The sequence below is a fragment of the Kitasatospora papulosa genome (assembly GCF_000717245.1).
GTDB lineage: Bacteria > Actinomycetota > Actinomycetes > Streptomycetales > Streptomycetaceae > Streptomyces > Streptomyces papulosus.
The window spans coordinates 1-25,588 of sequence record NZ_JNYQ01000027.1; the positions used below are offsets into that span (position 1 = coordinate 1).

General features: G+C 70.3%; 24 protein-coding genes and 1 riboswitch. Of the genes, 6 read left to right on the forward strand and 18 right to left on the reverse strand.

Translation table 11 applies throughout. The features are described from left to right. Window positions 1-102 precede the first annotated feature (102 nt). Window positions 103-1,017: a LysR family transcriptional regulator gene (locus IA22_RS0132495; RefSeq protein ID WP_030125722.1), complete on the reverse strand. Its 915-nt coding sequence runs from the start codon at window positions 1,015-1,017 to the stop codon at window positions 103-105. A gap of 73 nt (window positions 1,018-1,090) precedes the next feature. Here IA22_RS0132495 and IA22_RS0132500 point away from each other — a divergent pair, with 73 nt between their 5' ends. Next, complete coding sequence (locus IA22_RS0132500) at window positions 1,091-2,128, forward strand: DMT family transporter (RefSeq protein WP_239987834.1); 1,038 nt, start codon at window positions 1,091-1,093, stop codon at window positions 2,126-2,128. Here the strand turns inward: IA22_RS0132500 and IA22_RS0132505 are convergent. Further along, on the reverse strand, window positions 2,115-3,446 hold the full coding sequence (locus tag IA22_RS0132505; RefSeq protein WP_078468464.1) for an aminotransferase class I/II-fold pyridoxal phosphate-dependent enzyme: 1,332 nt from the start codon (window positions 3,444-3,446) through the stop codon (window positions 2,115-2,117). The genes IA22_RS0132500 and IA22_RS0132505 overlap by 14 nt on opposite strands. Before the next feature lie 35 nt (window positions 3,447-3,481). Here IA22_RS0132505 and IA22_RS0132510 point away from each other — a divergent pair, with 35 nt between their 5' ends. Continuing rightward, complete coding sequence (locus tag IA22_RS0132510; RefSeq protein WP_030125725.1) at window positions 3,482-4,210, forward strand: pyridoxamine 5'-phosphate oxidase family protein; 729 nt, start codon at window positions 3,482-3,484, stop codon at window positions 4,208-4,210. Between the two features lie 17 nt (window positions 4,211-4,227). Here IA22_RS0132510 and IA22_RS0132515 read toward each other — a convergent pair whose 3' ends face one another. The 3 genes from IA22_RS0132515 to IA22_RS0132525 form a co-directional block, all read right to left on the reverse strand. Then, the gene (locus tag IA22_RS0132515) at window positions 4,228-5,262 is read right to left on the reverse strand and encodes an EamA family transporter (protein WP_030125726.1); all 1,035 of its coding nucleotides are present in this window, start codon (window positions 5,260-5,262) and stop codon (window positions 4,228-4,230) included. Window positions 5,263-5,329: 67 nt separating this feature from the next. Further along, the gene (locus IA22_RS0132520; RefSeq protein WP_030125727.1) at window positions 5,330-5,872 is read right to left on the reverse strand and encodes a Clp protease N-terminal domain-containing protein; all 543 of its coding nucleotides are present in this window, start codon (window positions 5,870-5,872) and stop codon (window positions 5,330-5,332) included. Between the two features lie 209 nt (window positions 5,873-6,081). After that, window positions 6,082-6,678, reverse strand: coding sequence for a PadR family transcriptional regulator (locus IA22_RS0132525; RefSeq protein ID WP_014157494.1), 597 nt, complete (start codon window positions 6,676-6,678; stop codon window positions 6,082-6,084). 195 nt (window positions 6,679-6,873) lie between these two features. Here IA22_RS0132525 and IA22_RS0132530 point away from each other — a divergent pair, with 195 nt between their 5' ends. Further along, a complete protein-coding gene (locus tag IA22_RS0132530) occupies window positions 6,874-7,695 on the forward strand; it encodes a PhzF family phenazine biosynthesis protein (RefSeq protein WP_014157493.1) in 822 nt (273 codons plus the stop codon). A gap of 23 nt (window positions 7,696-7,718) precedes the next feature. Here IA22_RS0132530 and IA22_RS0132535 read toward each other — a convergent pair whose 3' ends face one another. Both IA22_RS0132535 and IA22_RS0132540 read right to left on the reverse strand, forming a co-directional pair. Further along, window positions 7,719-8,471, reverse strand: coding sequence for a CPBP family intramembrane glutamic endopeptidase (locus IA22_RS0132535; RefSeq protein ID WP_078468463.1), 753 nt, complete (start codon window positions 8,469-8,471; stop codon window positions 7,719-7,721). Between the two features lie 122 nt (window positions 8,472-8,593). Next, window positions 8,594-10,099 carry a glutamate-cysteine ligase family protein gene (locus tag IA22_RS0132540; protein ID WP_014157491.1) on the reverse strand — a complete coding sequence of 502 codons (1,506 nt, stop codon included), beginning with the start codon at window positions 10,097-10,099 and terminating at the stop codon, window positions 8,594-8,596. A 490-nt stretch (window positions 10,100-10,589) separates the two neighbouring features. Between IA22_RS0132540 and IA22_RS0132545 the strand changes: the two genes are divergently transcribed. Both IA22_RS0132545 and IA22_RS0132550 read left to right on the forward strand, forming a co-directional pair. Continuing rightward, window positions 10,590-11,204 (forward strand): hypothetical protein, encoded by a 615-nt coding sequence (locus tag IA22_RS0132545; RefSeq protein ID WP_014157490.1) that lies wholly within the window; start codon window positions 10,590-10,592, stop codon window positions 11,202-11,204. Window positions 11,205-11,492: 288 nt separating this feature from the next. Further along, window positions 11,493-11,699, forward strand: a complete 207-nt coding sequence (locus IA22_RS0132550; protein ID WP_030125728.1) for a DUF5999 family protein — start codon at window positions 11,493-11,495, stop codon at window positions 11,697-11,699. A 90-nt stretch (window positions 11,700-11,789) separates the two neighbouring features. On the opposite strand, the gene gcvP is transcribed toward IA22_RS0132550, so the two are convergent. Continuing rightward, complete coding sequence (gene gcvP, locus IA22_RS0132555) at window positions 11,790-14,675, reverse strand: aminomethyl-transferring glycine dehydrogenase (protein WP_030125729.1); 2,886 nt, start codon at window positions 14,673-14,675, stop codon at window positions 11,790-11,792. Between the two features lie 193 nt (window positions 14,676-14,868). Beyond that, window positions 14,869-14,964: riboswitch (glycine riboswitch) on the reverse strand. A gap of 132 nt (window positions 14,965-15,096) precedes the next feature. On the opposite strand from gcvP, the gene IA22_RS0132560 reads away from it, so the two are divergent. Then, on the forward strand, window positions 15,097-15,468 hold the full coding sequence (locus IA22_RS0132560) for a PRC-barrel domain-containing protein (protein WP_014157487.1): 372 nt from the start codon (window positions 15,097-15,099) through the stop codon (window positions 15,466-15,468). Here IA22_RS0132560 and IA22_RS0132565 read toward each other — a convergent pair. The 10 genes from IA22_RS0132565 to clsA all read right to left on the reverse strand — a co-directional run bounded on the left by IA22_RS0132565 (window position 15,390) and on the right by clsA (window position 25,385). Then, window positions 15,390-16,853 (reverse strand): DNA polymerase IV, encoded by a 1,464-nt coding sequence (locus tag IA22_RS0132565; RefSeq protein ID WP_030125730.1) that lies wholly within the window; start codon window positions 16,851-16,853, stop codon window positions 15,390-15,392. The two genes, IA22_RS0132560 and IA22_RS0132565, sit on opposite strands and share 79 nt — an antisense overlap. A gap of 74 nt (window positions 16,854-16,927) precedes the next feature. After that, a complete protein-coding gene (locus IA22_RS0132570) occupies window positions 16,928-17,545 on the reverse strand; it encodes a MerR family transcriptional regulator (protein WP_014157485.1) in 618 nt (205 codons plus the stop codon). 169 nt (window positions 17,546-17,714) lie between these two features. Further along, window positions 17,715-18,188, reverse strand: a complete 474-nt coding sequence (locus IA22_RS0132575; RefSeq protein WP_006123076.1) for a bifunctional nuclease family protein — start codon at window positions 18,186-18,188, stop codon at window positions 17,715-17,717. A 53-nt stretch (window positions 18,189-18,241) separates the two neighbouring features. Continuing rightward, the gene (gene ftsR / locus IA22_RS0132580) at window positions 18,242-18,985 is read right to left on the reverse strand and encodes a transcriptional regulator FtsR (protein WP_014157484.1); all 744 of its coding nucleotides are present in this window, start codon (window positions 18,983-18,985) and stop codon (window positions 18,242-18,244) included. Between the two features lie 41 nt (window positions 18,986-19,026). Next, complete coding sequence (locus IA22_RS0132585) at window positions 19,027-19,806, reverse strand: FHA domain-containing protein (RefSeq protein ID WP_078468462.1); 780 nt, start codon at window positions 19,804-19,806, stop codon at window positions 19,027-19,029. A 190-nt stretch (window positions 19,807-19,996) separates the two neighbouring features. Then, on the reverse strand, window positions 19,997-20,818 hold the full coding sequence (locus tag IA22_RS0132590; protein ID WP_014157482.1) for a DUF881 domain-containing protein: 822 nt from the start codon (window positions 20,816-20,818) through the stop codon (window positions 19,997-19,999). Window positions 20,819-20,823: 5 nt separating this feature from the next. Beyond that, window positions 20,824-21,156, reverse strand: coding sequence for a small basic family protein (locus IA22_RS0132595; RefSeq protein ID WP_003970459.1), 333 nt, complete (start codon window positions 21,154-21,156; stop codon window positions 20,824-20,826). Continuing rightward, entirely contained in the window at window positions 21,153-22,013 is an 861-nt protein-coding gene (locus IA22_RS0132600; RefSeq protein WP_030125732.1) for a DUF881 domain-containing protein, read from the reverse strand. The genes IA22_RS0132595 and IA22_RS0132600 overlap by 4 nt, the downstream gene beginning before the upstream one ends. A 156-nt stretch (window positions 22,014-22,169) precedes the next feature. Then, the gene (locus tag IA22_RS0132605) at window positions 22,170-24,665 is read right to left on the reverse strand and encodes a mannose-1-phosphate guanyltransferase (protein WP_014157480.1); all 2,496 of its coding nucleotides are present in this window, start codon (window positions 24,663-24,665) and stop codon (window positions 22,170-22,172) included. 111 nt (window positions 24,666-24,776) lie between these two features. Next, window positions 24,777-25,385 carry a cardiolipin synthase ClsA gene (clsA, locus tag IA22_RS0132610; protein ID WP_014157479.1) on the reverse strand — a complete coding sequence of 203 codons (609 nt, stop codon included), beginning with the start codon at window positions 25,383-25,385 and terminating at the stop codon, window positions 24,777-24,779. Between the last annotated feature and the right edge of the window lie 203 nt (window positions 25,386-25,588).

Consider the following 25,588-nt stretch of genomic DNA (forward strand, 5'->3'; position numbering starts at 1 on the left):
ACTGAGCTGTCGGCGCGTCACACCGGCGTTCTACCGTGATCCGTCCCGGCACGGCAGCGGAACGCAGATATTGATCACGACCTCACACAGGCCCTAGCCCCTTCAGGAATCCGTTGCGTGGAGGGCCCGGCCCGCGGAGCGCAGAGCGCCGACCGCGGCCCGGATCGACGGCCGCCGGTCCGCGTCCGAGCGCCACACCGCGTGGACATGGCGCCTCATCGGCTGCCGGACGGGCACCAGGCGCACCCCCTCAGGCACCGGCCCCCGTCCGAGCCGGGGTGCCACACAGACTCCGAAACCGGCTGCGATCAGAGCGAGTTGGGTGTGGTGCTCGCCGGCCAGGTGCGCGATCCGGGGCTCGATACCCTTGGAGCGCAGGGTGAACATCAGCCATTCGTAACAGAATTCGCCCTCCGGCCAGGACACCCAGTCGTCGTCGGCGAAGTCCTCCATGTCGACGTCGGTACGGCCCGCCAGCGGATGATCCGCGGGCATGGCGATGTCCGGCGCGTCGTCCAGGAGCTCGGCCTTGGCCAGACCTCCGGGGACCGGCAGCCGCTTGTTGCTCCAGTCGAGCACCACGGCGAGGTCCACGTCGCCCCGGAGCACCGCGCGGATTCCGCTCTCCGGCTCCAGCTCGGTCGTACGCACCCTGAGATCGGGGTGCTCGGCGCGCAGCCCGGCGAGGGCCGCGGGGAACAGGCCCCGTGCGGCCGTCGGGAACGCAGCGAGGCGGACCTCGCCCACCACCTGGCCGCGCTGGGCCTCGATGTCGGACTGTGCGATCTCCACCTGCGAGAGGATCTTCGCCGCGTGGTCCGCGAGCAGCCGGCCGGCGTCGGTGAGGCGGACGCCCCGCCCGTTCCTGGCCAGGAGCTGCTGCCCCACCTCGCGTTCCAGTTTGGCCATCTGCTGGGAGACCGCGGAGGTGGTGACGTGGAGGCCGTCGGCCGCTCCGCCCACCGATCCGTGCCGGGCGAGGGCGTCCAGCGTGCGTAGGCGCTCCAGATTCAACATGTAAGCGATGCTACGACAAACAACGAATGAAGTCTCACTTGTCCTACGCTATTGCACTCGTCATGGTTGACGCATGAACGCTGCAGCCGGACGAGGATCCGCGCCCACCTCCGACCCGTCCCCACCCGGGGCGTCACCGCGCCGGCCGGCCGTGGACTGGCGCATCCGGTTCGCCGCGCTGTCGCTGATCTGGGGGTTCAGCTTTCTGCTGATCAAGGTCGGCACCGACGGGTACGCCCCTTTCCAGGTGACCTTCGGCAGACTGCTGTCCGGAACGGCTGTGCTCGCGGTCGCCATGGCGGTGCGCCGCGAGCGACTGCCACGCGCGGCTCGGACCTGGGGCCATCTCTTCGTCGCGGCGTTCTTCCTCAACGCGCTGCCGTTCTCGCTCTTCGCGTACGCCGAACTGACCATCCCGTCCACCCTCGCCGGCATCTGCAACGCGACCTCGCCCCTGTGGGGCATGGCGCTCTCGCTCGTCGCGCTCTCCGAGGACCGGCCGACCCGTCGTCGCGTCGCGGGGCTCGGCCTCGGTTTCCTCGGCGTACTGACGGTGCTGGGCGCCTGGCAGGGGTTCTCGGGGCTGGACGTGACCGGCACGGTGATGGCCCTGCTCGCCTCGCTCAGCTACCCGGTCGGCTGGATCTACGTCCGTCGCACCCTGGCCGGCACGGGCTCGTCGAGGCTTTCGCTGACCGGTAGCCAGCTCCTCCTGGGTACCGTCCAACTCGCCGTTGTCCTGCCGATGTTCACGGACATGCCGGCGCACGTGCCGCTGTTTCCCACGCTCGCCGTCATCGCCCTGGGGGCGCTCGGCACCGGGCTCGCCGTCCTCCTGCAGTACGGGCTCGTCGAGGAGGTCGGCCCGACGACGGCACAGATGGTCACCTACTTCATCCCGGTGATCGCCACGGCGGCCGGAGTGACCCTGCTGGGTGAGCGGTTGAACTGGAACACTCCTGTCGGTGCCCTGGTGGTCCTCGCGGGCGCCGCACTCACGCAGAGCAGGAGCCGCGGCTCCACCGGCGCGTCCCGTCGCGTCGCCGGTGCCGGAACGGCCGGCCCGGACACCTCCAGCCGTACCGCCGCCGGGCCGGTCAGCCGTAGCTGACCGGGCGGGCGGGCGGTGCGGCCGCCGCCACCGCGTCGGCCAGGGGCTCGATGTCCGTGGCCGACAGCGTCGAGACGGTCAGCCGCACCCCCTGCGGCGAGGCGATCCGGAACCGCGCCCCCGGCGCCACCGCCCAGCCGGCGTGCAGCAGCCTGGCGACCGCCCCGGTCTCGTCACCGACGGGCACCCATACGTTCATCCCCGTCCGCCCGTACGCCTCGACGCCCCGCTCCCCCAAGGCCCGGATGAGCGCGTCCCTGCGCTCCCCGTAGGAGCGGGCGACGGCCGGAGTGTCGACGGCACCCGTCGCCCACAGGTGCGCGACGGTCCGCTGAAGCAGTCCGCTCACCCAGCCGGGCCCGAGACTCTGACGCCCCGCCACCCGGTCCACGGTCAGTGCGTCGCCGGTGAGCACGGCGAGCCGCAGATCGGGCCCGTACGCCTTGGAGACGGACTGCACGAAGGCCCAGCGCTCCGTGACCCCCGCGAGGGGGTGCACCGGCAGGTCGACGATGGCGTGGCCGTGGTCGTCCTCGATCAGGAGCACGCCGGGATGCTCCGCGAGGACGGACCGCAGCTCCTCGGCCCGTCCGCCCGTCACCGTCGCACCGGTCGGATTCTGCGCCCGGTCGGTGACCACCAGAGCCGCGGCCCCCGCCCGCAGGGCCCGCTCCACCTCTCCGGGCAGCGGCCCCTCCTCGTCCAGCGCCACCGGCACGACACGCATACCGAGGGCGGGGACGAGGTCGAGCAGAGCCCCCCACCCCGGGTCCTCGACGGCCACCGCGTCACCCGGCCTGAGGTGTGCGGTGAGCACCCGCTCGATCGCGTCGAGGGACCCGGAGGCCACGGCGAGCGGCCCGCCGGGCACACCGTCGGCATCCAGCCCGGCTCGCGCGATCTCCTCGAACCGGGGGATCACCGTCGCGTCGCCGTAGAGGTGCGGCTCCCGGCCGTATGCCGCCGCGGCGGCGGCCAGAGCCTCGCCGAGGCCCGGCAGCAGGGCGGGGTCGGGATTGCCGTCGCCCAGGTCACGCACCCCCGAAGGGGCCTCCACCCGGAGCGAACCGCGAGCCGTGCTCGCCGGCCGGGGTCGCACGCGACTCCCCCGCCGCCCCGCGGTCTCGATCACCCCGCGCTCACGGAGGGTCCGGTAGGCGGCGGCCACCGTGTTGGGATTGACGCCCAGCAGCGCCGCCAACTCCCTCATGGGCGGCAGGACATGACCGGGCGCGAGATCCCCCGAGGCGACGCCGCGCTCCACACTCGCGGCGATTTCGGATGCACGCCGCCCATTGATCCGATACTCTCCTAGCACAAAGCCAAGTATGCACTAGTGCAATGGAGAACGCAATGCCGGACACCGCCACGCCCGACAGCACCGGCCTCCCGGGGGCTGCCGCCTACGAGCCGACGGAGCGCACGGTCCCGAGCCGCGCCAGGCAGCGCGCCGCGTACGACAAGGAAACGGTGCACTCGATACTCGACGCGGCGTACCTGTGCCATCTCGGTTTCGTCCGCGACGGCGCACCGGTCGTGCTGCCCACCCTGTTCGGCCGGATCGGCGACCGGCTGTACGTCCACGGCTCGACGGGATCACGCCCGCTGCGCGCGACCGGTGCGGCGGATCCGGGCCTCGCCGTCTGCCTGACCGTCACGCATCTGGACGGCCTGGTGCTGGCCCGTTCCGCCTTCCACCACTCGATGAACTACCGCTCCGTCGTGGTCCACGGCACCGCCCGGACGGTGACCGACCCGGAGGAACGGCGCGTCGCACTCGACGCCATCGTCGACCAGGTGGTTCCCGGCAGGTCGAAGGACTCCCGGCCGGCGGACACGAAGGAACTGGCCGCGACCGCGGTGATCCGCCTCGACCTCGACGAGGTCTCCGCCAAGATCCGTACCGGCGGCCCGAACGACGAGCCGGAGGACCTCACCCTGCCGCACTGGGCGGGCGTGATCCCGGTGGCCCGGAGTTACGGGACCCCGGTGCCGTCCGACGACCTGGACCCCGCTGTCCGGGTGCCGGACTACCTCACGGCGCTCCAGGGTGACGGCGCGGGACGCCCCGGCTCCTCCTGAGCCCGCGGGAGGGATTCCTACGACGAGGCCGGAGGCCGGGACAGCTCGCTCCCGGTACCGGCCGGTTCCTGCGCCTCGGCCGCCCCGGCCACCGTCACGCCCGGCCCCGATGCCACCGGCCCCGACGGGGGCCTGGGTGCGGAGGACTGCGCGATGAAGGCGCCGATCAGCACCACGCCGCCTCCCACCAGTTGGGGCGGGGAGAGGTGCTCGCCCAGGAGCACCCAGGCGAGCACGGTCGCGACGACCGCCTCGAGACAGGCGACGACACCGGCGACCTGCGGCGAGAGCAGGCGCACCGACACCACACCGGTGGCGTAGGCCAGCACGGTCGCGAGCAGCACGATCCAGCAGAGCAGCAGCCACGCGGGTACGTCGTGCCCGTTCATCTCCGCGCTCCCGCCGAGGACCGCCCAGTCCATGGCCCAGGGGCCGGCCACCACCGTGAGCACGGCCGCACCGGCCAGCAGCCCGTACGCGATCACGCCCATGGGGTGCGGGGGCTCGGAGTCCGCGGTCTCCCCGTGACCGGCTCCCTGGTCCGACAGGACGAAGTAGCCCACCTGGCAGCACGCCGCGCCGAGCGCGAGCAGCAGCCCGACCGCGTCGAAGCCCAGTCCGGCCCACACCTCGACGACACAGGCGAGTCCGCCGACCGCCAGCACCACACCGACGGCGGCGGCACGGGTGACGGGACGCCGCTGCACGAAGCGCACCCACCCGAGGACGAGCGCGGGCGCCAGGTATTCGATGAGGAGGGCGACACCCACCGGGATGCGCGAGATCGAGGCGAAGTAGAAGGCCTGGACCCCGGCCACGGCGAACAGACCGAAACCGGCGAGCAGTACGGGCCGCTCCCTCACGAGACGCCGGTGCCGCCAGGCGACCGGAAGCATCACGAGGGCGGCACCCGTCACCCGGAGCCACACCACGTGCAACGGGTCCAGGCCCGTCTCGATCAGCGGCTTGGCCGCAACCCCTGAACCGCCGAACGCGAAGGCCGAGGCAAGGGCCAGGCCCAGACCGGCACTTCTCTTCTGAGACGCGTGCATCGGCACATCATGGCAGCAGGCGTCAGCAGCGTCACCCCCGTCACACCTGTCAGCGGCGTGTCCGTGATCACCTCTGCGGCTCCCGCGCCGCCTGCAGGTCCGCCGCACGGACGCTCAGCGGCTCGACGGCGACCCCGGCGCGGTCCAGCACCTCCACCGCACGGCAGCGCGGGTCCGCGACCAGCGCCGCGAGGAGGTCGAGGCCGTCGGCGTACGGTTCCCCGCGCCGTAGCGCAGTGCGGGCCGCACGGTCCATCGCCGCCGACGCCGAGGGCGACCACCCCTCACCGGCGGGCTCCGGAACGGCCGGGAACCCGCCCGAATCCTCCTGAGTCCCCTGCCAGCGGAGGCCGTACCCGATGCTGCGCTGCACGAGGTAGCCGAGCACCCTGGCCAGTTGCGGGCCTCCGTCGAAGACCTCCCGGACCGCGGGGTCGGACTCCACCAGGGAGTGCAGGAGATGTGCGGTGTCGACATGACGGTCACCGTCGCGCACCGCTCGCCTGCGCGCGCCGGTCACCACGACGGTCATCGCGGAGCTCAGCCCCGCACCGGCCCACGGGTGGTTCGGCGGAGCTTGCTCGGGGATCCCTGATGTCCGGATGTGCACCTCTCCACCCCATCAGTCCCGGGGAGCGGAAACATCCCCGGTGCGGCCCATCCGTCATCCCGCAGAAGTCGGGGTCCGTGGAGGGCCCCCTCATCCTTGCGGATGAGATCACGCCGCGCCGGGGTGCACGGCGGCGTCCGCGGCGCGCGGAGGCGAACAGAAGAAGGGCCCCACCAGGGGCCCTTCTCCGCGTACGCGTGCCGCACGGCTCAGTCCTCGTCGGCGAGGATCAGGTACAGCTTCTTGCGGGCGTCGTTGATCACCGTGAGCGCCTTCTGCCGCTGGTCGGCCGAGCCGGTCTTCCAGACCTGGCCGAACGCCTCCATCAGGCCGAACCCGGCCTGCCGGATCTCGTTCACGCCTTCCCAGTCGACGCCGCGTCCCGCCTCCTCCCAGGGGGCGTCGGGGCCGGACTCGGCCTCTCCGCGCCCCAGGTCGGTAAGGGTGAACAGCTTCTTGCCGCCCTCGCTGGCGCTCACGATCAGGCCCTCGTCCTCCAGCAGCTGGAGGGTGGGGTACACCGAGCCGGGGCTGGGCTTCCAGGCCCCGCCGCTGCGCTCGCCGATCTCCTGGATCATCTCGTATCCGTGCATCGAACGGTCCGTGAGCAGGGCGAGGATCGACGCGCGCACGTCACCGCGCCGAGCCCTCCCCCGACCGCCTCCCCGGCCGCGCCCGCCGCCGAAGGGTCCGCCTCCGAAGGGCGGTCCGAACGGTCCGAACGCGGCACGGCCGCCCTCGAAGCCCTCCCGGCCGGCGCCGCGGCGCCCGGGGCCGCATCCGTGGTCGTTTCCATGTGAACGCATGACGCGCTCCTCTCGTCGATATACCTTCGCGACTCTTCCTTGAACTGTCGCGATGCCTCGACGATATATCGGAAGCTATCGCATGGCAAGGCCCTTGATTCGGCCTCCCGCCTCCGGGGGGACCTCACCGCCCGGGGCCGCGTATGCGCGATTGGCCTTGGACCGCTCCGGGCGGCCCCGCCTACCGTCGGCCCCATGAAGATCCGCATCGTCGACGCGTTCACCGACCGCCCCTTCGCCGGCAACCCCGCAGGAGTGGTGATCCTGGAGCCCGGGGCGTTCCCCGAGGACGACCGCCTCCAGCTGCTCGCCTCCGAGGTCAACCTCTCGGAGACCGCGTTCGCCCTTCCGCTGCCGCCGGGCGGCGACGCCGACTGGGCGCTGCGCTGGTTCACCCCGGCCACCGAGGTCGACCTCTGCGGGCACGCGACGCTCGCCACCGCGCACGTCCTGCACACCACCGGAGCGGCGAGCGGCACGGTCCGCCACGCCACCCGCTCCGGGGTCCTGCGCACCACAGCCCATGACGACGGCACCCTGACGCTGGACTTCCCCACGGCACCGCTGACACCCGTGCCGGCCCCGCCGGGGCTGGCCGACGCACTCGGCGCCACGCCGCTCTCGCTCCACGACACGGGCGAGCACGTCGGGGACCTGCTCGTGGAACTGCCGGACGAAGCGGCCGTGAGAGCCCTGCGGCCGGACTTCACCGCGCTGGCAGGCTGCTCCCGGCGGGGTGTCATCGCCACGGCGCCGGCCGCGGACCCCACGAGCGGGTACGACTTCGTCTCGCGAGGCTTCTTCCCCGCGGTCGGCATCGACGAGGACCCGGTGACCGGAAGCGCCCACACCGCCCTGGCACCTTTCTGGGCGGCCCGGTTCGGCCGACACGACCTCGTGGGACTTCAGGCCTCCGCCCGCTCCGGGCTGGTCCGCGCCTCACTGCGCGGCGCACGCACCCTGCTCACGGGCAGCGCCGTCACGGTGATCGACGGGGAACTGCTCACCGGGCTGTGAGCGGGGGGTGCAGGGCCGCCCGGTCACGGGGTGGGAAGCCAGTCCACCTTCCCTGCCAGCAGGGCGTATCCGACGAACGCCCCGATGTCGAGCAGGGCGTGTGCGACGACCAGCGGCCCGACTCGCCCCCAGCGCCGGTACAGCAGAACGAAGACCACGCCCATGACCATGTTCCCGATGAAGCCGCCGATCCCCTGGTACAGGTGGTATGAGCCGCGCAGCACGGAACTCGCCACCAGGGCGGCCATCGGAGTCCATCCCAGCTGCCCCAGCCGCCGCAGCAGATAGCCGACGACGATGACCTCCTCGACGAGCGAGTTCTGCACCGCGGAGAGGATGAGGACGGGGAACTTCCACCACACGTCGGGCAGCGACTCCGGCACCACCGTCAGGTTGAATCCCGCGGCCCGTGCCACCAGGTAGAAGGCCAGCCCTGCGCTGCCGATCCCCGCGGCGATCAAGGTGCCCCGGCCGAGGTCCGGCCCCGGCCTGGTGCGGTCGAGGCCGAGGGTACGCAGACCCGCTCCTTCGCGGAGGAGCAGATGGGCGACGAGCGCGACGGGCACCAGCGCCGAGGCGATGCCGAACAGCTGCCAGGCCAGGTCCAGCCAGGGCCGCCCGGGGGCGTACGACCCGTTGAGCGTCGCGGCCTGGTCCTTGAGGCCCCCGGGCTTCGTCAGCGACCCGACGAAGCTGATCAGGGCGGACACCCCACTGGCCCCGAGCGAGAGAGCCAGGACGAGCAGCGTCTCCGACCGCAGGATCCGCCGGGACATCCCCTCGTGAGGAATGGATTCAGCCACGCGCCCCGCCTCCACCTGTACAGCTGCCGTCAGCCGTGCGTCGTCATAGCTTGCCCGACGGAAGCGGGGAGGCGGGACACCGGGCGGACTCCTCCTCAGGGGGCGGGGAACCCGACGGGCCAGGTGTGCACCGGCTCACCGGACTGCATCAGCTCGCCGTAGCGCCGGGTGGTGGCCGCCAGCGCACCTTCCCGTTCGAGACCGGCCTCCAGGGCCCGGTGGTAGGTGTCGACCTGCCAGGAGGCGCCGTTCACCCGGAGCCTGCAGCGCTCCTCGATCACGCCGAGGTAGCGGTCCCGGTCGGCGGGTTCGATGTTCCAGGCGTCGAGCCCCGCTGCCGCGAGCGGCAGCAGTTCGTCCCGCACCAGCTTCACCGCCGGCACCTTCGCCACCCCTCCGGAGCGGCCGGGGCGCGGCCAGAGCAACTCCGCGTCGATCCCGTGGCGGCACGCGGCGTCGAAGTTCTCGGCCGCCGCCTCGAAGGGCAGTTTCGACCACACCGGCCGGGACTCGTCGGCGAGCGCGCGCACCAGACCGTAGTAGAAGGCCGAGTTGGCGATCACGTCGACGACCGTGGGACCGGCGGGCAGGACCCGGTTCTCGACCCTCAGATGGGGGACGCCGTCGGCCACCCCGTACACCGGCCGGTTCCAGCGGTAGACCGTGCCGTTGTGCAGCACGAGTTCGGCGAGTGACGGGACGCCGCCCTCGGCCAGGACCCGGAGCGGATCCTCCTCGTCGCAGATCGGCAGCAGGGGCGGGTAGTAACGGACGTTCTCCTCGAAGAGCTCGTACGCCGAACCGATCCAGCGCTCTCCGAACCAGGTCCTGGGGCGTACCCCCTGATTCCGCAGCTCGGGCGGCCGTACGTCCGTGGCCTGCTGGAACAGCGGCGGCCTCGACTCGCGCCACAGTTCCTTGCCGAACAGGAAGGGCGAGTTGGCGCCCAGCGCGATCTGCACGGAGGTGATGGCCTGGGCCGCGTTCCAGACGTCGGCGAAGCGGTCCGGGGTCACCTGCAGGTGCAACTGCACCGATGTGCAGGCCGATTCGGGAGCGATCGAGGCGGAGGTCGAGACCAGTCGTTCGACTCCTTCGATATCGAGGACGAATTCCTCACCGCGGGCAGCAGCCATTTGGTCGTTCAGGAGCGTGTAGCGGTCGACGTCCGACAGGTTCGCCGAAACCACGTCCTCCCGTCCGAGGGTCGGCAGGATACCGATCATCACGATCCCGGCGTCGACCTCCGCGGCCTTCCGATGGGCATAGGCCAGCCCCGTACGCAGCTCCTCCGCCAGCTGATCGAATACCCGGCCGCTCAGCCGGTGGGGAAGAATATTCACTTCCAGGTTGAACATCCCCAGCTCCGTCTGGAAATCCCGGCTGGCGATGCGCTGGAGCACCTCCGCATTCCGCATCCTCGGCATGCCGTCCGAACCCGCGAGATTCAGCTCGATCTCCAGCCCCATGAGATTCCTGGGGCGATCGAACCTCCGCTCCGACAGGAGCCTCTCCAGCACCGTCAGGCACTGGGTCAGCTTCTCGCGGTACGTCTGCCGATCGGACGGGGCGAACGCGCCCGCCACGACCTTCTCGCCCATCGAAGGGTCCCTCCTCGAGTGGGCGGCCCGCGGCCCAGGCCGCTCGTATCACGATCGATAATGCCCCGCCGAGATGATCCGTAACGCCCCCACGTCCGACGAGCACCCAGTAGTCTGGTGACTGGAGCCGGAGGCACATTCCGAAGGCATGGGGCATATGCAGTTGCCCCGTCGGTTTGCGACGCGGAAACACCGATGTGTTTCAGCCTACCGCCGCATCGGGAAAGTACCTGGCGACGGGCGCCGGGAGCGGCCCGAATCAACAGATTCCGCACAATTCAAGGACTTGAATCCGCCTTGCGGGCAATAAGCGGGACGAGTAGCCGAAACATAGTGTGAACATTTGTCGTATAAACTCTGCGCACGAGGCAGAGAGTTGACGCACCGGCCCGGCCGCCCGTCACCGGCCTTCCTCTGGCCCCGCACGCCGACAGCGCCGTCTGCACCCGCCCACGCACCACCGTGTCTCCGAAGTGAGAGGCGACCCACCATGCCGCTGCATGTTTCTCCGGCCCCAGCGCCCGCACTGCGCAGCGTTCTCGCGGCACTCGGTTCTCCCACCGCAGTCCGCGAGGCCCATACGCCCGCTCTCCGGTCCGTCCAGGGATCGCTGAGTCCCGAACTCCCGCTTCCCGTCCATGTGCTGGACCGGATCGTGCCGAACGAGGCCGCACCACGCACCCGCCTCGCCGGCTGGCGCTTCCTGATCCGCAGCGGTGAGCGCGCCGTCGCCGCCGCGGACACCATGCTCACCCCCGACGGCTGGGCCTTCTCGCACTTCTTCGAGGGCCCCTACATCGTCTCCACCGAACTCGCCCTGCGCCAGGCGGAGTCGACGGCGACGCTTTACCAGCCGCGGCTGCTGTCGGTTCCCGAGCTGTACATGTTCACGCTGTGGCTGCACCACGACGTCGAGGACGACGCCGGTGCCGGCACGCTGGCGCCGTCCGACGTGCTGGTGCCGCTGGCACCGGCCCCCACGGGCATCACGGCCTATCGACCGCACCGGGTCGCGGAGCTGCTCCCGGTCATGACCCTGCGGGTCACCCCGGCGCCCCTTCCGGATCTCCCCGAGCTCCCCGGCCTGCTCGGATCGCCCGCCTGACCGCCCGTCCCCCGCGTGCCCCTGCCGATCCGCTCGGTGGGGGCACGTCCGTCCCCGTCCGGACTAGTCCGTACAGGTCACCCCGAACCATCCGAACGGACAGTGGAGTTACGTCGAACCGTCCGGCCGGGTGACGCGTCGTGGGAGGAGAACAGCGGCTGTCACGAAATCCCTGCGGAGAGAGGCCCGTGGGGCAACACTGGGACCGGACCGCTCGATACGGAAGCGGCCATGAAGACCTCGTCCAGCCGCACGACACTCGAATCGACGCAGCGAAAGAACCCATCCATGTGCCAGCACCAGCCCCCCTGCCCGACCGCTGAATCCAACGACCGTGAAGCCGCCCGCCTGATGGCTCACCACCCGGAACAGGGCTGGAGCCTGCTGTGCAACGGCGTCCTGCTCTTCGAGGACACCGGCGAGCTGCTCCCCGACGGGCAGATCATCGCCCCGCACCGGCCGCTGAGGAGCGGCCAGGTCATGAAGGCCGCCTGACCGCGGGCGGACGGAGCACGGGGGCCGGCCCGGAGGATTCTCCGCACCGGCCCCGACACACATCGGCGTGCCTCCTGGTGGTCCGTTTCCCTACTGGTCGTACGCGTCCAGGGGCGGGCAGGAGCAGACCAGGTTGCGGTCACCGAACGCGCCGTCGATCCTGCGCACCGGCGGCCAGTACTTGTCCGCCGGTGAGACGCCGGCCGGGAAGACCGCCTCCTGACGGCTGTAGGCGTGGGCCCACTCCCCGCCGAGCGCCGCGGCCGTGTGCGGAGCGTTGCGCAGCGGGTTGTCGTCCCGGCTCCACTCCCCCGACGCGACCTTGTCGATCTCGCCGCGGATGGCGATCATCGTGTCGCAGAAGCGGTCGAGTTCGGCGAGGTCCTCGCTCTCCGTGGGCTCGATCATCAGGGTTCCCGCCACCGGGAACGACATGGTCGGCGAGTGGAAGCCGTAGTCGATCAGCCGCTTGGCGATGTCGTCGATGCTGACGCCGGTCGCCTTCGAGATCGGACGCAGGTCGATGATGCACTCGTGCGCGACGAGACCGGCCGGCCCGTTGTACAGGACCGGGAAGTGCGGTTCGAGACGCTTGGCGATGTAGTTGGCCGCGAGTACGGCGACCTGCGTCGCCCGCTTCAGCCCCTCGCCCCCCATCAGGCGTACGTACGCCCAGGAGATCGGCAGGATACCCGCGGAGCCCCACGGAGCGGCCGAGATCGGCCCGACGCCGGTGTCGGGGCCCGCAGCAGGCTGCAGGGGGTGGTTGGGCAGGTACGGCGCCAGGTGGGCGCGCACTCCGACCGGACCGACGCCGGGGCCGCCGCCGCCGTGCGGGATGCAGAAGGTCTTGTGCAGGTTCAGGTGGGACACGTCGCCACCGAAATGGCCCGGCTTGGCGAGACCGACCAGCGCGTTGAGGTTGGCACCGTCCACGTACACCTGGCCGCCGGCGTCGTGCACCTCGCCGCAGATGTCGGCGACGTGCTCCTCGAAGACGCCGTGCGTGGAGGGGTAGGTGATCATGAGGACGGCAAGCTCGTCGCGGTGCTTCGCGATCTTGGCCCGGAGATCCTCTATGTCGACCTCGCCGTCGTCGGCGGTCTTCACCACGACGACCTTCATGCCCGCCATGACGGCGCTCGCGGCGTTGGTGCCGTGCGCGGAGGACGGGATCAGGCAGACGGTGCGGCCGTCGTCCCCGTTGGCCCGGTGGTACGCGCGGACGGCCAGCAGTCCGGCGAACTCGCCCTGCGAGCCGGCGTTGGGCTGGATGGAGACGGCGTCGTACCCGGTGACCTCCGCGAGACGCTCCTCCAGCTCGCGGATCAGGGTGAGGAAGCCCTGCGCCTGCTCGGCCGGCGCGAAGGGGTGCAGCGCGCCGAACTCGGGCCAGGTGATCGACTCCATCTCGGCGGTCGCGTTGAGCTTCATTGTGCAGGAGCCGAGAGGGATCATGCCGCGGTCCAGCGCGTAGTCGCGGTCGGCGAGCTTGCGCAGGTAGCGCAGCATCGCCGTCTCGGAGCGGTGCCGGTGGAAGACCGGGTGGGTGAGCACCGCGTCGGTGCGCAGCAGACCCTCGGGCAGCGCGTCGGCGGTCGCGGCATCGAGCGCCTCGATGTCGCCACCGGCTCCGAAGGCGGCCCAGACGGCGGCGATCTGCGTACGGGTGGTGGTCTCGTCACACGCGACGGAGACGTGGTCGGCGTCGACCAGGCGCAGGTTCACCCCGCGCCCGCGCGCGGCGGCGACCACGTCGGCGGCGGCGCCGGGGGCACGGACGGTCAGGGTGTCGAAGTACGCGTCGTGCACGACCTCGGTCCCGGCCGCCCGCAGTCCCTCGGCCAGGATCGCGGCGAACCGGTGGGTACGCCGGGCGATCGTCCGCAGCCCGTCGGGACCGTGGTAGACGGCGTACATGCCGGCCATGACGGCGAGCAGCACCTGCGCGGTGCAGATGTTGCTGGTCGCCTTCTCACGGCGGATGTGCTGCTCGCGGGTCTGCAGCGCCAGCCGGTAGGCCTTGTCGCCGTCGGCGTCGACGGACACCCCGACGAGGCGGCCGGGCAGGCTGCGGGCGAACTTCTCGCGTACGGCCATGAACCCGGCGTGCGGTCCGCCGAAGCCCATGGGGACGCCGAACCGCTGTGTGGTGCCCACGGCGATGTCCGCGCCCAGTTCGCCAGGGGAGGTGAGCAGGGTCAGGGCCAGCAGGTCGGCCGCGACGGACACGATCGCGCCCAGCTCGTGCGCCTGCTCGATGACGGGCTTGATGTCGCGTACGGCACCGGAGGCGCCCGGGTACTGGAGCAGCACGCCGAAGACGCCGCGCTCGGCGATCTCCGAGGGGATGCCCTCGGAGAGGTCGGCCACGACGACCTCGACACCGGTCGGCTCCGCGCGGGTCTCGATCACCGCGACGGTCTGCGGCAGGGTGTCGGCGTCGACCAGGAAGACGCCGTCCTTCACCTTGCCGACCCGCCGCGCCAGGGCCATGGCCTCGGCCGCGGCCGTGCCCTCGTCGAGGAGCGAGGCGCCGGATGTCGGCAGCCCGGTGAGGTCGGCGACCATCGTCTGGAAGTTGAGCAGGGCCTCGAGCCGGCCCTGGGAGATCTCCGGCTGGTACGGCGTGTACGCCGTGTACCAGGCGGGATTCTCCATGACGTTGCGCAGGATCACCGGCGGGGTGAACGTGCCGTAGTAGCCGAGACCGATCATCGGTGCGAGCACCTGGTTGCGGTCGGCGAGGCTGCGCAGCTCGGCCAGGACCTCTGCCTCGGTGCGCGCCTCGGGGAGGTTCAGAGCCTCAGCGCTCTTGATCACATCGGGCACCGCGGCTGCGGTGAGCTCGTCGAGTGAGCCGTAGCCGACCTGGGCGAGCATCTTCGCCTGAGCCCCGGCATCGGGCCCGATGTGGCGCTGCTCGAACGGAATGCCCTGCTCCAGCTGGGAGAGCGGAGTGCGACGGGGGGTCATGATGGAGGCCTCCTGGTCTGCCACGACCTGCGAGGGGCGCCACGGCGTGGCTGCCCGAACGGCCTCCCCCTCTGTCATCTCGACCTGAGAGCTTCACCGGCGCGCCCCGGGGCGTACCGGCTTTCACCGTCGGTGAGGGCGGGGCCCGTCGCGGCGTGTGCCGTACGGATTCCGACCTGCTTTCCAGAGTGACCTCGTCCGTGCGGTACGGGGGCCTGAGAGATTCCGGGGAGGAGTTGCTCCTTCGGCGCCCCCGGATCTCTCCGGAGGACTCTCCCGCACAGGGTCAGCAGCCGTGTTCCAGCCTACCAGCGGGGTCGGCGCGGGCCGTCTCGAGTGGCCGACGACCCGGATGTGGCCTTTCGTAGAGCTGGTGGAGCAGCCGCGACCACCTGATGCAGTCGTGACCAGTGGAGGCACCGTGCAGACCGACATCGATCCGCGCAGCCTGATCGGCCGCAAGGCCTTCGACCGTCAAGGTGCCAAGATCGGGACGGTGGACGAGGTCTACCTCGACGACGCCACCGGGGTGCCCGAGTGGGCCGCCGTGCGCACCGGCCTCTTCACCAGGGACGCGTTCGTCCCTCTGGAGCCGAGCGAGTTCGTCGACGGCGCCCTCCTGATCCCGTTCGACCGGACCCTGATCAAGGACGCCCCCGACTTCGGAGTGGGCCGTCATCTGTCCCCCGAACAGGAACTGCAGCTCTACCGCCACTACGGGCTGGACTCCTCCCCCTCCTCCGAAACGGGTCCCGACAGGGACTTCGGCAGGCTGGCGGGCCAGGAGGAGTAGTCCTCCGGGTCACGCACCAGGGGCAGCGGGTCGGCGGGCCGCAGTTCGGGGTCGTCGACCCGGAACGTGCGTACCCGGCCGGGCGGCGACCACGGCTCCTCGAAGCGCACGGTGACGCGGCCGACGCCACTGCCCTGCACCCAGCCGTGCCCGTGGACGTCGTGCCGTACGTCGTGTCCGGCCGGCCAGCGCCTGGCGGCCGGCTGTTCCTCGCCCTCCCGGTCGTCCGCCCCCGTCGCCCCGCCCTCGGCGGCGTCCCGGTCGTCCGGGGGGATGTCGGCCGCCGCGGCTTCCCCGGCGGCGTGCTCCGCGTCGGCGGCCTGTGCGAAGAGGTCCTCCTGTGTGAAGTCCGCCAGTCCTGTGACGCCGACCCCGAGCAGCCGGACCCCGCCCGTCGTGTCCACGGCCTCCAGAAGCCGCGCAGCGGCCTCCCTGACGACCGTGGGGTCGTCGGTGGGCCCACGCAGCGTCTCGGACCTGGTGAGCGTGGAGAAGTCGTAGCGGCGCACCTTGAGGACGACGGTCCGCCCGGACCGCCCCGCGCCTCGCAGCCGCTGCACGCACCGGGACGCGAGCCGCTCCACCTCCGTCCTGACGCGCACCCGGTCGTGCAGGTCGACGTCGAAGGTGTCCTCGACCGAGACCGACTTGGCGTCCCGCTCGGCGACGACGGGACGGTCGTCGTGGCCCAGCGCCATGCGGTGGAGCGCGACGCCGTGGGCCCTGCCGAGCAGGCGTACGAGCTCCGCCTCGCCCGCGTCCGCCAGGTGACTGACGACGGTCATTCCGGCGCGGCGCAGATGGTCGCCGGTGGCGGGGCCCACGCCCGGGAGAATGCGCACGGACATGGGGGCCAGGAGCTCGCGCTCGGTGCCCGGCTCGATCAGCATCAGCCCGTCCGGTTTCGCCTCCTCGGAGGCGATCTTGGCCAGCATCTTGGAGCCGGCGAGGCCGACCGAACCGCTGAGTCCCGTGACGGCCCGGATCACGGTGCGGAGCTGCTCACCGACCGCACGGGCGGACACCGAGTCCTCGGCGACCCCGCCGGCCTCCAGGTCGACGAACGCCTCGTCCAGGCTGAGCGGCTCGACGAGCGGTGACAGCCGCCCGAGCAGCTCCATCACCTGGTCGCTCACCGTCCGGTAGAGCGCGAACCGCGGGACGAGATACGCCGCGTTGGGCGCGAGCCGCCTCGCCTGGGCCATCGGCATCGCCGAATGCACCCCGAGCCGCCGCGCCTCGTACGACGCGGTGGCGACCACGCCGCGCATCCCCAGGCCGCCCACCACCACCGGCTTCCCACGCAGGCTGGGCTTCGCCGCCTGCTCCGCAGAGGCGTAGAAGGCATCCATGTCGAGATGCAGGATGGTGGGCGCGGCTCTCACACGGACCGATGCTGCCTTACGCCACTGACAACCGCGCAGCCCGGCACACGCTCCGCGCCGTCGGACCCGGTGGTTCAGCCCGCGCGGTTGCGCCGCCGCGCCAGTTCGTCGGCCGGGTTGTGGCCGACGAGGGTCTCCCCGGTGTCCACACGCTCACCGTGGAGCTGGGACAGCGCCGCGTCGACATCCCGCCAGACGACACCGACGGCGATGCCGAAGACTCCCTGGCCACCCTGGAGCAGACTGACGACCTCGTCGGGCGAGGAGCACTCGTAGACGGTCGCCCCGTCACTCATCAGGGTCATCCGCTCGAGATCCGTGAACCCGCGTGCCCTCAGGTGCTGGACTGTGGTGCGGATGTTCTGCAGAGCGACCCCCGTGTCCAGGAACCGCTTGACGATCTTGAGGAGAACCACGTCCCGGAAGCTGTAGAGACGCTGTGTGCCCGAGCCGTACGCAGGACGCACGCTCGGTTCCACGAGCCCCGTACGCGCCCAGTAGTCGAGCTGCCGGTAGGTGATTCCCGCCGCCGCGCACGCCGTCGGCCCCCGGTAGCCGATGTCCCCTGTTCCTGCCGCACCGTCCGCTGCCACCACAGCCGGCTGAACCGGCTGTCTGATGGAGTGGTCGGCCGCACCACCGTGCTGCCGGTACGGCCCACCCGCAGCCGTACCGTCGCCGCTACTTCTCACGCCGACCTCCGTCCTAGACCTGCCACCTCGAAGGTAGGCAGTCACCAGGGGTGCGTCAACGATCGCCACACTCGGCACGCCGAGTGATAATCACCCTGAGGGTGGTTTCCCGTGACTGAAATCCGGGAACGGCTTGTCGGATGCGCTGACGCCGGCCCTCGCCGGACGGTCACTGGCTGTTGGTACCGAAGTCCTCCGGCGAGATCTGGTCGAGGAACTCGCGGAACTTCTCCACCTCGTCCTCCTGCTCGTCGGGGATGGCGATGCCCGCGTCGTCGAGGACCCCGTCACTGCCGTAGATCGGCGTGCCGGTGCGCAAGGCGAGCGCTATGGCGTCGGACGGACGCGCGCTCACCTCGACCCCGCTGGCGAAGACCAGCTCCGCGTAGAAGACCCCTTCCCTGAGGTCCGTGATGCGGACCTCGGTGAGCTCCTGGCCGACGGCCTCGAGCACATCCTTGAAGAGATCATGGGTCAGCGGCCTGGCCGGAGCCATGCCCTGCTGGGCGAAGGCGATCGCGGTCGCTTCCCCAGGGCCGATCCAAATAGGGAGGTACCGGTCGCCTCCCACTTCACGCAGGAGCACGATCGGTTGGTTGGAGGGCATTTCCACCCGGACACCCACAACGTCGAGCTCGTTCACACAGCAACCCTAGGACGTGCCCGCCATGTTTGGATAGTCGGGATCCTCCGCCCTCAGTGGAAGCCGGCTTTCAGAGCCGTCTGCACGAGCGCGGCGTGGAGCCGGACGGAGAGGTCCGCGAGCTCCCTCGCGGTGGCCTCCGCATGTGCTCTGGTCTGCGGATTCCTGTGCCGGCGCAGGGGTGCGACCACCTGTTCGACCAGTCCCGCCTCACGCTCCGCGGCCGCCTTGACGGCCCGCAGATGCCGAGGTTCCAGACCGAATCTGCCCAGATCCGCCACCAGGCGGGCCACGGTCACGGCCTCCGCGTCGTAGCTTCCGCCGGAGGCCGGCACGATCAGCCCGTACGACTCCCACTCGTCGAGCTGCTCCTCGCTGGCCTCCGTGGCGGCCAGGAGCTCCGCACGCCCGATCCGGGTGGCGGTGGCCCGGCCCGGCTCCTGGTCCGGCAGAAGGTCGGTGTGCTCGTCCTGACCGCCGTCGGACGGCAGTGCGGCCCTCTCCCCGCGGGCGAGGGCCTCCAGGTGCTCACGGATGACCTTGAGCGGCAGGTAGTGGTCCCGCTGCATGCGCAGGACCTGGGCCAGCCGCTCGACGTCGGCGGGAGTGAACTTCCGGTATCCCGACGGCGTGCGCTGCGGCTCGATCAGCCCCTCGGCCTCCAGGAAGCGGATCTTGGAGATGGTCACTTCGGGGAATTCGTCGCGCAGCTGCAGGAGCACCGTGCCGATGCTCATCGCGCGCTGACCAGCGGAGGCGGTGCCGTGGCCGGCACCGCCTGTCGATGTTCGCAGCATGGACCTTCCTGGGGTCCCCCCGGACGGTGTCCGGGGGAGGGTCACACGCCCCGCTGGCTCGCGTAGAAGACCAGCCGGTACTTTCCGATCTGGACTTCGTCGCCGTTGGTCAGCGCGACGGAATCGATGCGCTCACGGTTGACGTAGGTGCCGTTGAGGCTGCCGACGTCGCCCACGGTGAAACTACCTTCCGGACTCCTGTGGAACTCCACATGACGCCGCGACACGGTCACGTCGTCGAGGAAGATGTCGCTCTGCGGGTGACGGCCGGCCGTCGTCAGGTCGCCGTCCAGCAGGAAGCGGCTTCCCGAGTTCGGGCCACGTCGGACGACCAGGAGAGCCGAGCCCGCGGGCAGGGCGTCGACCGCGGCCTGGGCCTCCGGCGAGAGCGAGGGGAGGGCGGTCTGGCCCGTCGCCTCGGCCTCGTACGCCTCGATACCGGAGATCGAGATGGTCGAGGTCGTCTCCGAGGCGCGCTCGGGCACTCCGCCCCTCAGCGGCGCACCGCAGTTGGAGCAGAACCGACTGGCCTCGGCGTTCCGATGCCCGCACCTCGTACACACCGGCATGGAGGAGCCCTCCGTGGCGGAGGCGAACCCTCCACCCGTACTCGAGGTCGATGATTCCCCGAAACCTATGCGCCCTGCACCGCCGGGGTCAACAGACGACGCGCCGGCACCGCCGGGGACCTCGTCGCGGAACAGCGGGCGCTCGGAGCCCTGCTCCTCGGCACCCTGACCCTGGCGCGGAGCGCGGTGGCGGGCAGCGCTGTTGCTGTCCTCGCGGGCGCTCTTTCCGAACAACTTCGCAAACAACTTCACGGGCGTTTCCCCTTGACCGAAATAGACCCGCCCGTGGGGCAGGACGAACCCTGAATGACCACACCTGCCGACCCGGACATCCTCACAACGTCCGTATCCACTCGACAGTTTCCACCACACGTCACCGATCCGTTGCGCCGACCCCCCGCAACGTGGTGCACGAGTCCTTCGAGCACCGCGCGCCGCCGCCTCACCGTGACGACGACCGAGCGTAATCAGGCTGCTTCGCCGGTCGCAAGGCGTCCACGACGATGTCGTCGGCGCGCGTGACCTCCGCGGTTGCCTGTTCCTTCTCGAGCGTCTGGACCACGCCGCCCGGGATGTTGAGAGCCGGTTCGAGGTCCTGCGGCTTGCCGATGACCTTGAACTCGTACGGGGCCTCGATCCTGCGGCCGTCCACCCTCAACTCTCCCCCGTCACCGGAGAAGTACGTGTTCGCCACCACCCGCACACCGTTGATCTCGATCGCCTCGGCGCCGGCCGCGCGCAGCTCCTGGATCGTGTCGAGCAGCATGTCGGCCTCCACCGCGCCGGTCGGATCACTGATGGTCAGGGTGATACCGGGACCGTGCGCAGCGACCGTGCCCGCCAGGATACCCAGCTGCCGCTCCTTCTCGAGCGTCTGTTTCCGGGCCTCCTCCGCCTGGTCGGAACTGTTCTCCAGCTCCGTGCGCTGGTCGTCGAGACGCTGCTTCTCGTCCTCGAGGCGCTCGGTGCGGTTGTCGAGTTCGTCGAGGATGCGGACCAGGTCCTCCTGACGCGCTCCGCGCAGGGCGCTGTTGTCGCTGTTCGACCGGACCTGGATGGCCAGCCCCAGGCCGAGGACGAACAGCAGAAGCGCGACGATCAGTTGGGCACGGCTCACCCTGGGGGGCCAGAGGCCGGCCCGCAGGCGCTGTCGGCCGGTGACCTCCTCGGACGGGGCCGCGCGGAACGGCGCGGGTGCGGTCGCCTCGGGAGGGAGCGCACCGCCGTGGCGCTGTTCGCCGTACGGGTTCTGTTCGTTGCTCATCGGCCTCACGCCCGGAAGACGTGGCGGCGGATGGCCGCGGCGTTGGAGAAGATGCGGATACCGAGCACGACCACGACACCGGTGGACAGCTGGGCTCCGACGCCCAGCTTGTCCCCGAGGAAGACGATGAGCGCGGCCACCACGACGTTCGACAGGAAGGACACGACGAAGACCTTGTCCACGAAGATCCCGTCGAGCATGGCCCGCAGACCACCGAAGACGGCGTCGAGCGCGGCCACCACGGCGATCGGCAGGTAGGGCTCGACCACCGCCGGCACTTCGGGGCGGACCAACAGTCCGACCACGACTCCCACGACGAGGCCCAGTACGGCGATCACGATGTGCCCTTCCCTGTGTCTGCCGCACCACTGCCCGTGTCTGCGGCCTGAGGCTCTGCTGTACGTACGATCAGGCTGGGCGCGGCCGGAAGGCGCACCTTCTCCTGCTCGGAGATGCTGGTGCGGATGTCGAAGCTCTCGTGCAGCGCTTGAAGATACTGCCCGTCGGCGCTGTCCCGGAAGGCAGCTGCGAGCTTCTTCCCGTCCCCCACCGCGAGCACCGTGTACGGCGGCACGAGCGGCCTGTTGTCGACCAGTATGGCGTCGCCCGCCGCACGGATCGCCGAGAGGGCGGTGAGCCGCTGTCCGTTGATGGCCACCGCCTCGGCGCCGGACTGCCACAGCCCGTTGACCACGCGTTGCATGTCCCGGTCGCGCACCCGCCCGGTGTCGGCGAAGCCGGTGGACTCGCGGGGCCCGCCGCCGCCCTGGTCGGTGTTTTCGGCGTCGTCCACGACCAGCTTGATCCCCGGACCTTCGACGGGGGTGGCCCCGGACAGCAGCGCCACGAGGCCGCCCTGGTCCCCGCCGTGCTCCTGCAGCGCCTTGCGCTGCCGCTCGCCGACGTCCTTGCGCAGCTTCTCCACGTCGGCCTCCAGCGTGTCGGCCGTGGCGGTCTCGGCGTTCACGCGGTCGATGAGCTCCTCGCGCTCCTTGGCCACCACCGGTGCGGCGACCTGGGCCTCGGCGCCGCCGAGCGTCACCACGAGAGCGGCCAGGACCAGCCCCGCGGCGAGGCCCAGTTTCGACTTCAGCGTGCGGGGCATCCCCTCGCTGCCCTCGGAGCGGCGACGTGCCGAGGCCTCGGCGTATCCCTCGTCGAGGCTGTGTTCCATCACAGTGGTCAGCAGCGACATGGACGCATCCGGGCGAGGGCGCGTCGGGGCACTACTCCGATCGGGGGGCGGCTGCGACATGCCGCACATCGTCGCACGTCATGCCCGCTGCCGCCGAATGGCCTCACCGCCTGTCCGGAAGCCGCGGCACGCGGCTTCCGGACAGGCGGTGATCGGTCAGTCCCCCGCGCTGTCCACGACCGCCGCCCACTCGTCGAGCAGCGCCTGTGCCGAGGCGTCGTCGGGCCCTTCCGCCCACAGGTGAGTGACCGCCTCCGACGGATCGGGCAGCACCATCACCCAACGTCCGTCGGTCTCGACCACCCGGACGCCGTCGGTGGTGTCCACGCTGCGCTCCCCCGCGGCCTCCACGACCCGGCGCATGACGAGCCCCTTGACCGCCCACGGTGTGGCGAGGTCACGGCGCAGGACGTGCGCACGCGGGATGCGGGCGTCGATCTGGCTGAGAGTGAGCTGCGTCCTGGCCACCAGGCCGATGAGCCTGACGAAGGCCGCCGCGCCGTCGAAGACGCTGCTGAATTCGGGAACGATGAAGCCGCCGCGTCCGTCGCCGCCGAAGATGGTGCTGTCCTCACGGCCCACCCGCGTCAGGTCGTCCGGCGATGTGGTCGTCCACTCCACCTGCGTCCCGTGGTAGGCGGCCACCTGCTCGGCGACACGCGTGGTCGTCACCGGCAGGGCCACGCGTCCGCTCCTGCGCTCGGCGGCCACGAGGTCGAGCAGGACCAGCAGCGCGCGGTCGTCCTCGATGATGTGTCCGCGCTCGTCGACGAGCGACAGCCGTTCGCCGACGGGGTCGAACCGCACGCCGAAGGCGGCCCGCGCGGAGGAAACGATCTCGCCGAGCCTGACCAGGCCCGCTCGCCGGGACTCGGCCGACTCGGTCGGCCGGGACTCGTCGAGTCCGGGGTTGATGGTGAGCGCGTCCACACCGAGACGTCCGAGCAGGCTGGGCAGGACAAGCCCGGCGCTGCCGTTGGAGGCGTCCACGACCACCTTGAGGCCCGCGTCGGCGATGCCCGCGGTGTCGACGTTGCGCAGGAGGGAACCGGTGTAGGAGTCGAAGACGCTCGACGGGAAGTGCAGGTCCCCGATCTCCCCCGGGAAGGCCCTGCGGTATTCCTGACGGGCGTAGACCCGGTCCAGCTTCCGCTGCCGCGCCTGGGAGAGATCGGCTCCACGCTCGTCGAAGAACATGATGTCGACCGAGTCCGGTACGCCGGGGGACGTACGGATCATGATGCCGCCGGCGCTGCCCCGCGCGGTCTGCTGGCGGGCCACCGGAAGCGGCACGTTCTCCAGGTCCCTCACGTCGATGGCGCTGGCCTGCAGGGCGGAGATGACAGCCCTCTTCAGCGCGCGGGCACCACGGGAGTGGTCACGCGCGGTCGTGACCGTGGCGCCCTTCTTCAGCGTCGTCGCATAGGCGCCGGCGAGCCTGACGGCGAGTTCCGGCGTGATCTCGACGTTGAGGATCCCGGAGACGCCACGCGCCCCGAAGAGATGGGCCTGGCCACGCGACTCCCAGATCACGGAGGTGTTGACGAAGGCGCCGGCCTCGATGGTCTTGAACGGGTAGACCCGGACGTTGCCCTGAATGATCGATTCTTCACCGATCAGGCACTCGTCGCCGATGACGGCTCCGTCCTCGATGCGGGTCGCCCGCATGACATCGGTGTTCTTGCCGATCACACAGCCGCGCAGATTACTGTGCTGGCCGACGTAGACGTTGTCGTGGACGACGGCACGGTGCAGGAACGCACCGGATTTCACGACGACGTTCGATCCGACGACGGTGTGTTCGCGGATCTCGGCGCCGGCTTCGATCTTGGCGTAGTCACCGATGTACAGCGGCCCTCGGAGGACGGCGTCGGGGTGGACCTCGGCGCCTTCCGCGACCCAGACGCCCGGGGAGATCTCGAAGCCGTCGAGTTCGACGTCGACCTTGCGCTCCAGCACGTCGGCCTGGGCCTTCACGTAGCTCTCGTGCGTGCCCACGTCCTCCCAGTAGCCCTCGGCGACGTAACCGCAGATGAGCTTGCCGTCCTTCATGAGCTGCGGGAACACGTCACCGGACCAGTCGACCGAGGTATCGGCCTGGACGTAGTCGAAGACTTCGGGCTCCATGACGTAGATGCCCGTGTTCACCGTGTCCGAGAAGACCTGGCCCCAGGTCGGCTTCTCGAGGAAGCGCTCGACCTTTCCGTCCTCGTCCACGATCGTGATCCCGAATTCCAGTGGATTCGGGACCCGGGTCAGGCACACCGTGACGAGTGCGCCCTTCTCCTTGTGGAACGCGATGAGATCCGTGAGATCGAAGTCGGTGAGGGCGTCGCCGGAAATGACCAGGAAGGTGTCGTCCTTCAAGGCCTCCTCGGCGTTCTTCACGCTTCCCGCGGTACCGAGTGGCTTCTCCTCGTTGGCATAGCTGAGCTCCATCCCGAGTTCTTCGCCGTCGCCGAAGTAGTTCTTGACGAGAGAGGCGAGGAACTGGACGGTGACAACGGTTTCGTTGAGCCCATGCCGTTTGAGCAGCCTTAGCACGTGCTCCATGATCGGCCGATTGGCCACGGGCAGGAGCGGCTTGGGCATGCTTGAGGTCATGGGGCGAAGGCGGGTGCCTTCACCGCCTGCCATCACGACGGCCTTCATGTCGGAAACGTCCTCCTCGAAGAGACGACGGTCATGCCGACTTCACCCGTCGGGGCAACACCAAAGATTCCGGTGCGGGCCGGCGACTCTGCACGGCGCCACGTCAACGAGCTAATCGGCTACTTGATCCGCCTTGACCAGACGGCGGACCTGGACCACGTATAGGATCCCTGCCCACCAATAGAGGGTTGTACCCCATCCAGCGAACGCCCATCCGAAAATGGTGCCTAGCGAAGCCAGCCAACCACTTCCGTCGCTGAGCAGCAACAAGGGGAAGGCGTACATCAGGTTGAAGGTTGCAGCTTTGCCCAGGAAGTTCACCTGGGGCGGCGGATAGCCGTGCCTGCGCAGGATTCCCACCATGACGAGGAGCATCAGCTCACGTGCGAGGAGCGCGGCCGTGAGCCAGAGTGGGAGGATCTCCCGCCAGGTGAGCCCGACGAGGGTCGACAGAATGTACAGGCGGTCCGCGGCCGGGTCCAGGAGCCGGCCGAGGCTGCTGATCTGGTTCCACCGGCGGGCGAGCTTGCCGTCGAGGTAGTCACTGATGCCGCTCAGCATCAGTACCAGCAGGGCCCAGCCATCACTGTTGGGCCCGCCGAACACAGGGCGGAGAATCAGCCACAGGAAGAGCGGTACGCCGACGAGGCGAGCCATGCTGAGGATGTTGGGGATGGTGAGTACTCGGTCCGTCTGAACTCGAGTCTCCTGGACCTCCACCCGGGGGCCTCCTGTGAAGAACGTGCCAATGATGCCCCCTGACCCTACCCTCAGTCTGCGGGCACCGGCGCACAGGGGTACGGGACCCCTGTCCGAAACGCAGGAAAGCCCCGTGCCACAAGGGCACGGGGCTTTCCCGGAATAATTGTTCGGCGGCGTCCTACTCTCCCACAGGGTCCCCCCTGCAGTACCATCGGCGCTGA

Bases quoted from the DNA above. Each gene is read 5' to 3' on its own strand.
- IA22_RS0132550 (WP_030125728.1), top strand. From the start codon at position 11,493: ATGTGCCAGCACCAGCCCCCCTGCCCGACCGCTGAATCCAACGACCGT.
- IA22_RS0132600 (WP_030125732.1), bottom strand. From the start codon at position 22,013: ATGTCGCTGCTGACCACTGTGATGGAACACAGCCTCGACGAGGGATAC.
- IA22_RS0132545 (WP_014157490.1), top strand. From the start codon at position 10,590: ATGCCGCTGCATGTTTCTCCGGCCCCAGCGCCCGCACTGCGCAGCGTT.
- IA22_RS0132510 (WP_030125725.1), top strand. From the start codon at position 3,482: ATGCCGGACACCGCCACGCCCGACAGCACCGGCCTCCCGGGGGCTGCC.
- ftsR (WP_014157484.1), bottom strand. From the start codon at position 18,985: ATGCTGCGAACATCGACAGGCGGTGCCGGCCACGGCACCGCCTCCGCT.
- IA22_RS0132590 (WP_014157482.1), bottom strand. From the start codon at position 20,818: ATGAGCAACGAACAGAACCCGTACGGCGAACAGCGCCACGGCGGTGCG.
- IA22_RS0132540 (WP_014157491.1), bottom strand. From the start codon at position 10,099: ATGGGCGAGAAGGTCGTGGCGGGCGCGTTCGCCCCGTCCGATCGGCAG.
- gcvP (WP_030125729.1), bottom strand. From the start codon at position 14,675: ATGACCCCCCGTCGCACTCCGCTCTCCCAGCTGGAGCAGGGCATTCCG.
- IA22_RS0132495 (WP_030125722.1), bottom strand. From the start codon at position 1,017: ATGTTGAATCTGGAGCGCCTACGCACGCTGGACGCCCTCGCCCGGCAC.
- IA22_RS0132605 (WP_014157480.1), bottom strand. From the start codon at position 24,665: ATGAAGGCCGTCGTGATGGCAGGCGGTGAAGGCACCCGCCTTCGCCCC.
- IA22_RS0132500 (WP_239987834.1), top strand. From the start codon at position 1,091: ATGAACGCTGCAGCCGGACGAGGATCCGCGCCCACCTCCGACCCGTCC.
- IA22_RS0132530 (WP_014157493.1), top strand. From the start codon at position 6,874: ATGAAGATCCGCATCGTCGACGCGTTCACCGACCGCCCCTTCGCCGGC.
- IA22_RS0132535 (WP_078468463.1), bottom strand. From the start codon at position 8,471: ATGTCCCGGCGGATCCTGCGGTCGGAGACGCTGCTCGTCCTGGCTCTC.
- IA22_RS0132525 (WP_014157494.1), bottom strand. From the start codon at position 6,678: ATGCGTTCACATGGAAACGACCACGGATGCGGCCCCGGGCGCCGCGGC.
- IA22_RS0132515 (WP_030125726.1), bottom strand. From the start codon at position 5,262: ATGCACGCGTCTCAGAAGAGAAGTGCCGGTCTGGGCCTGGCCCTTGCC.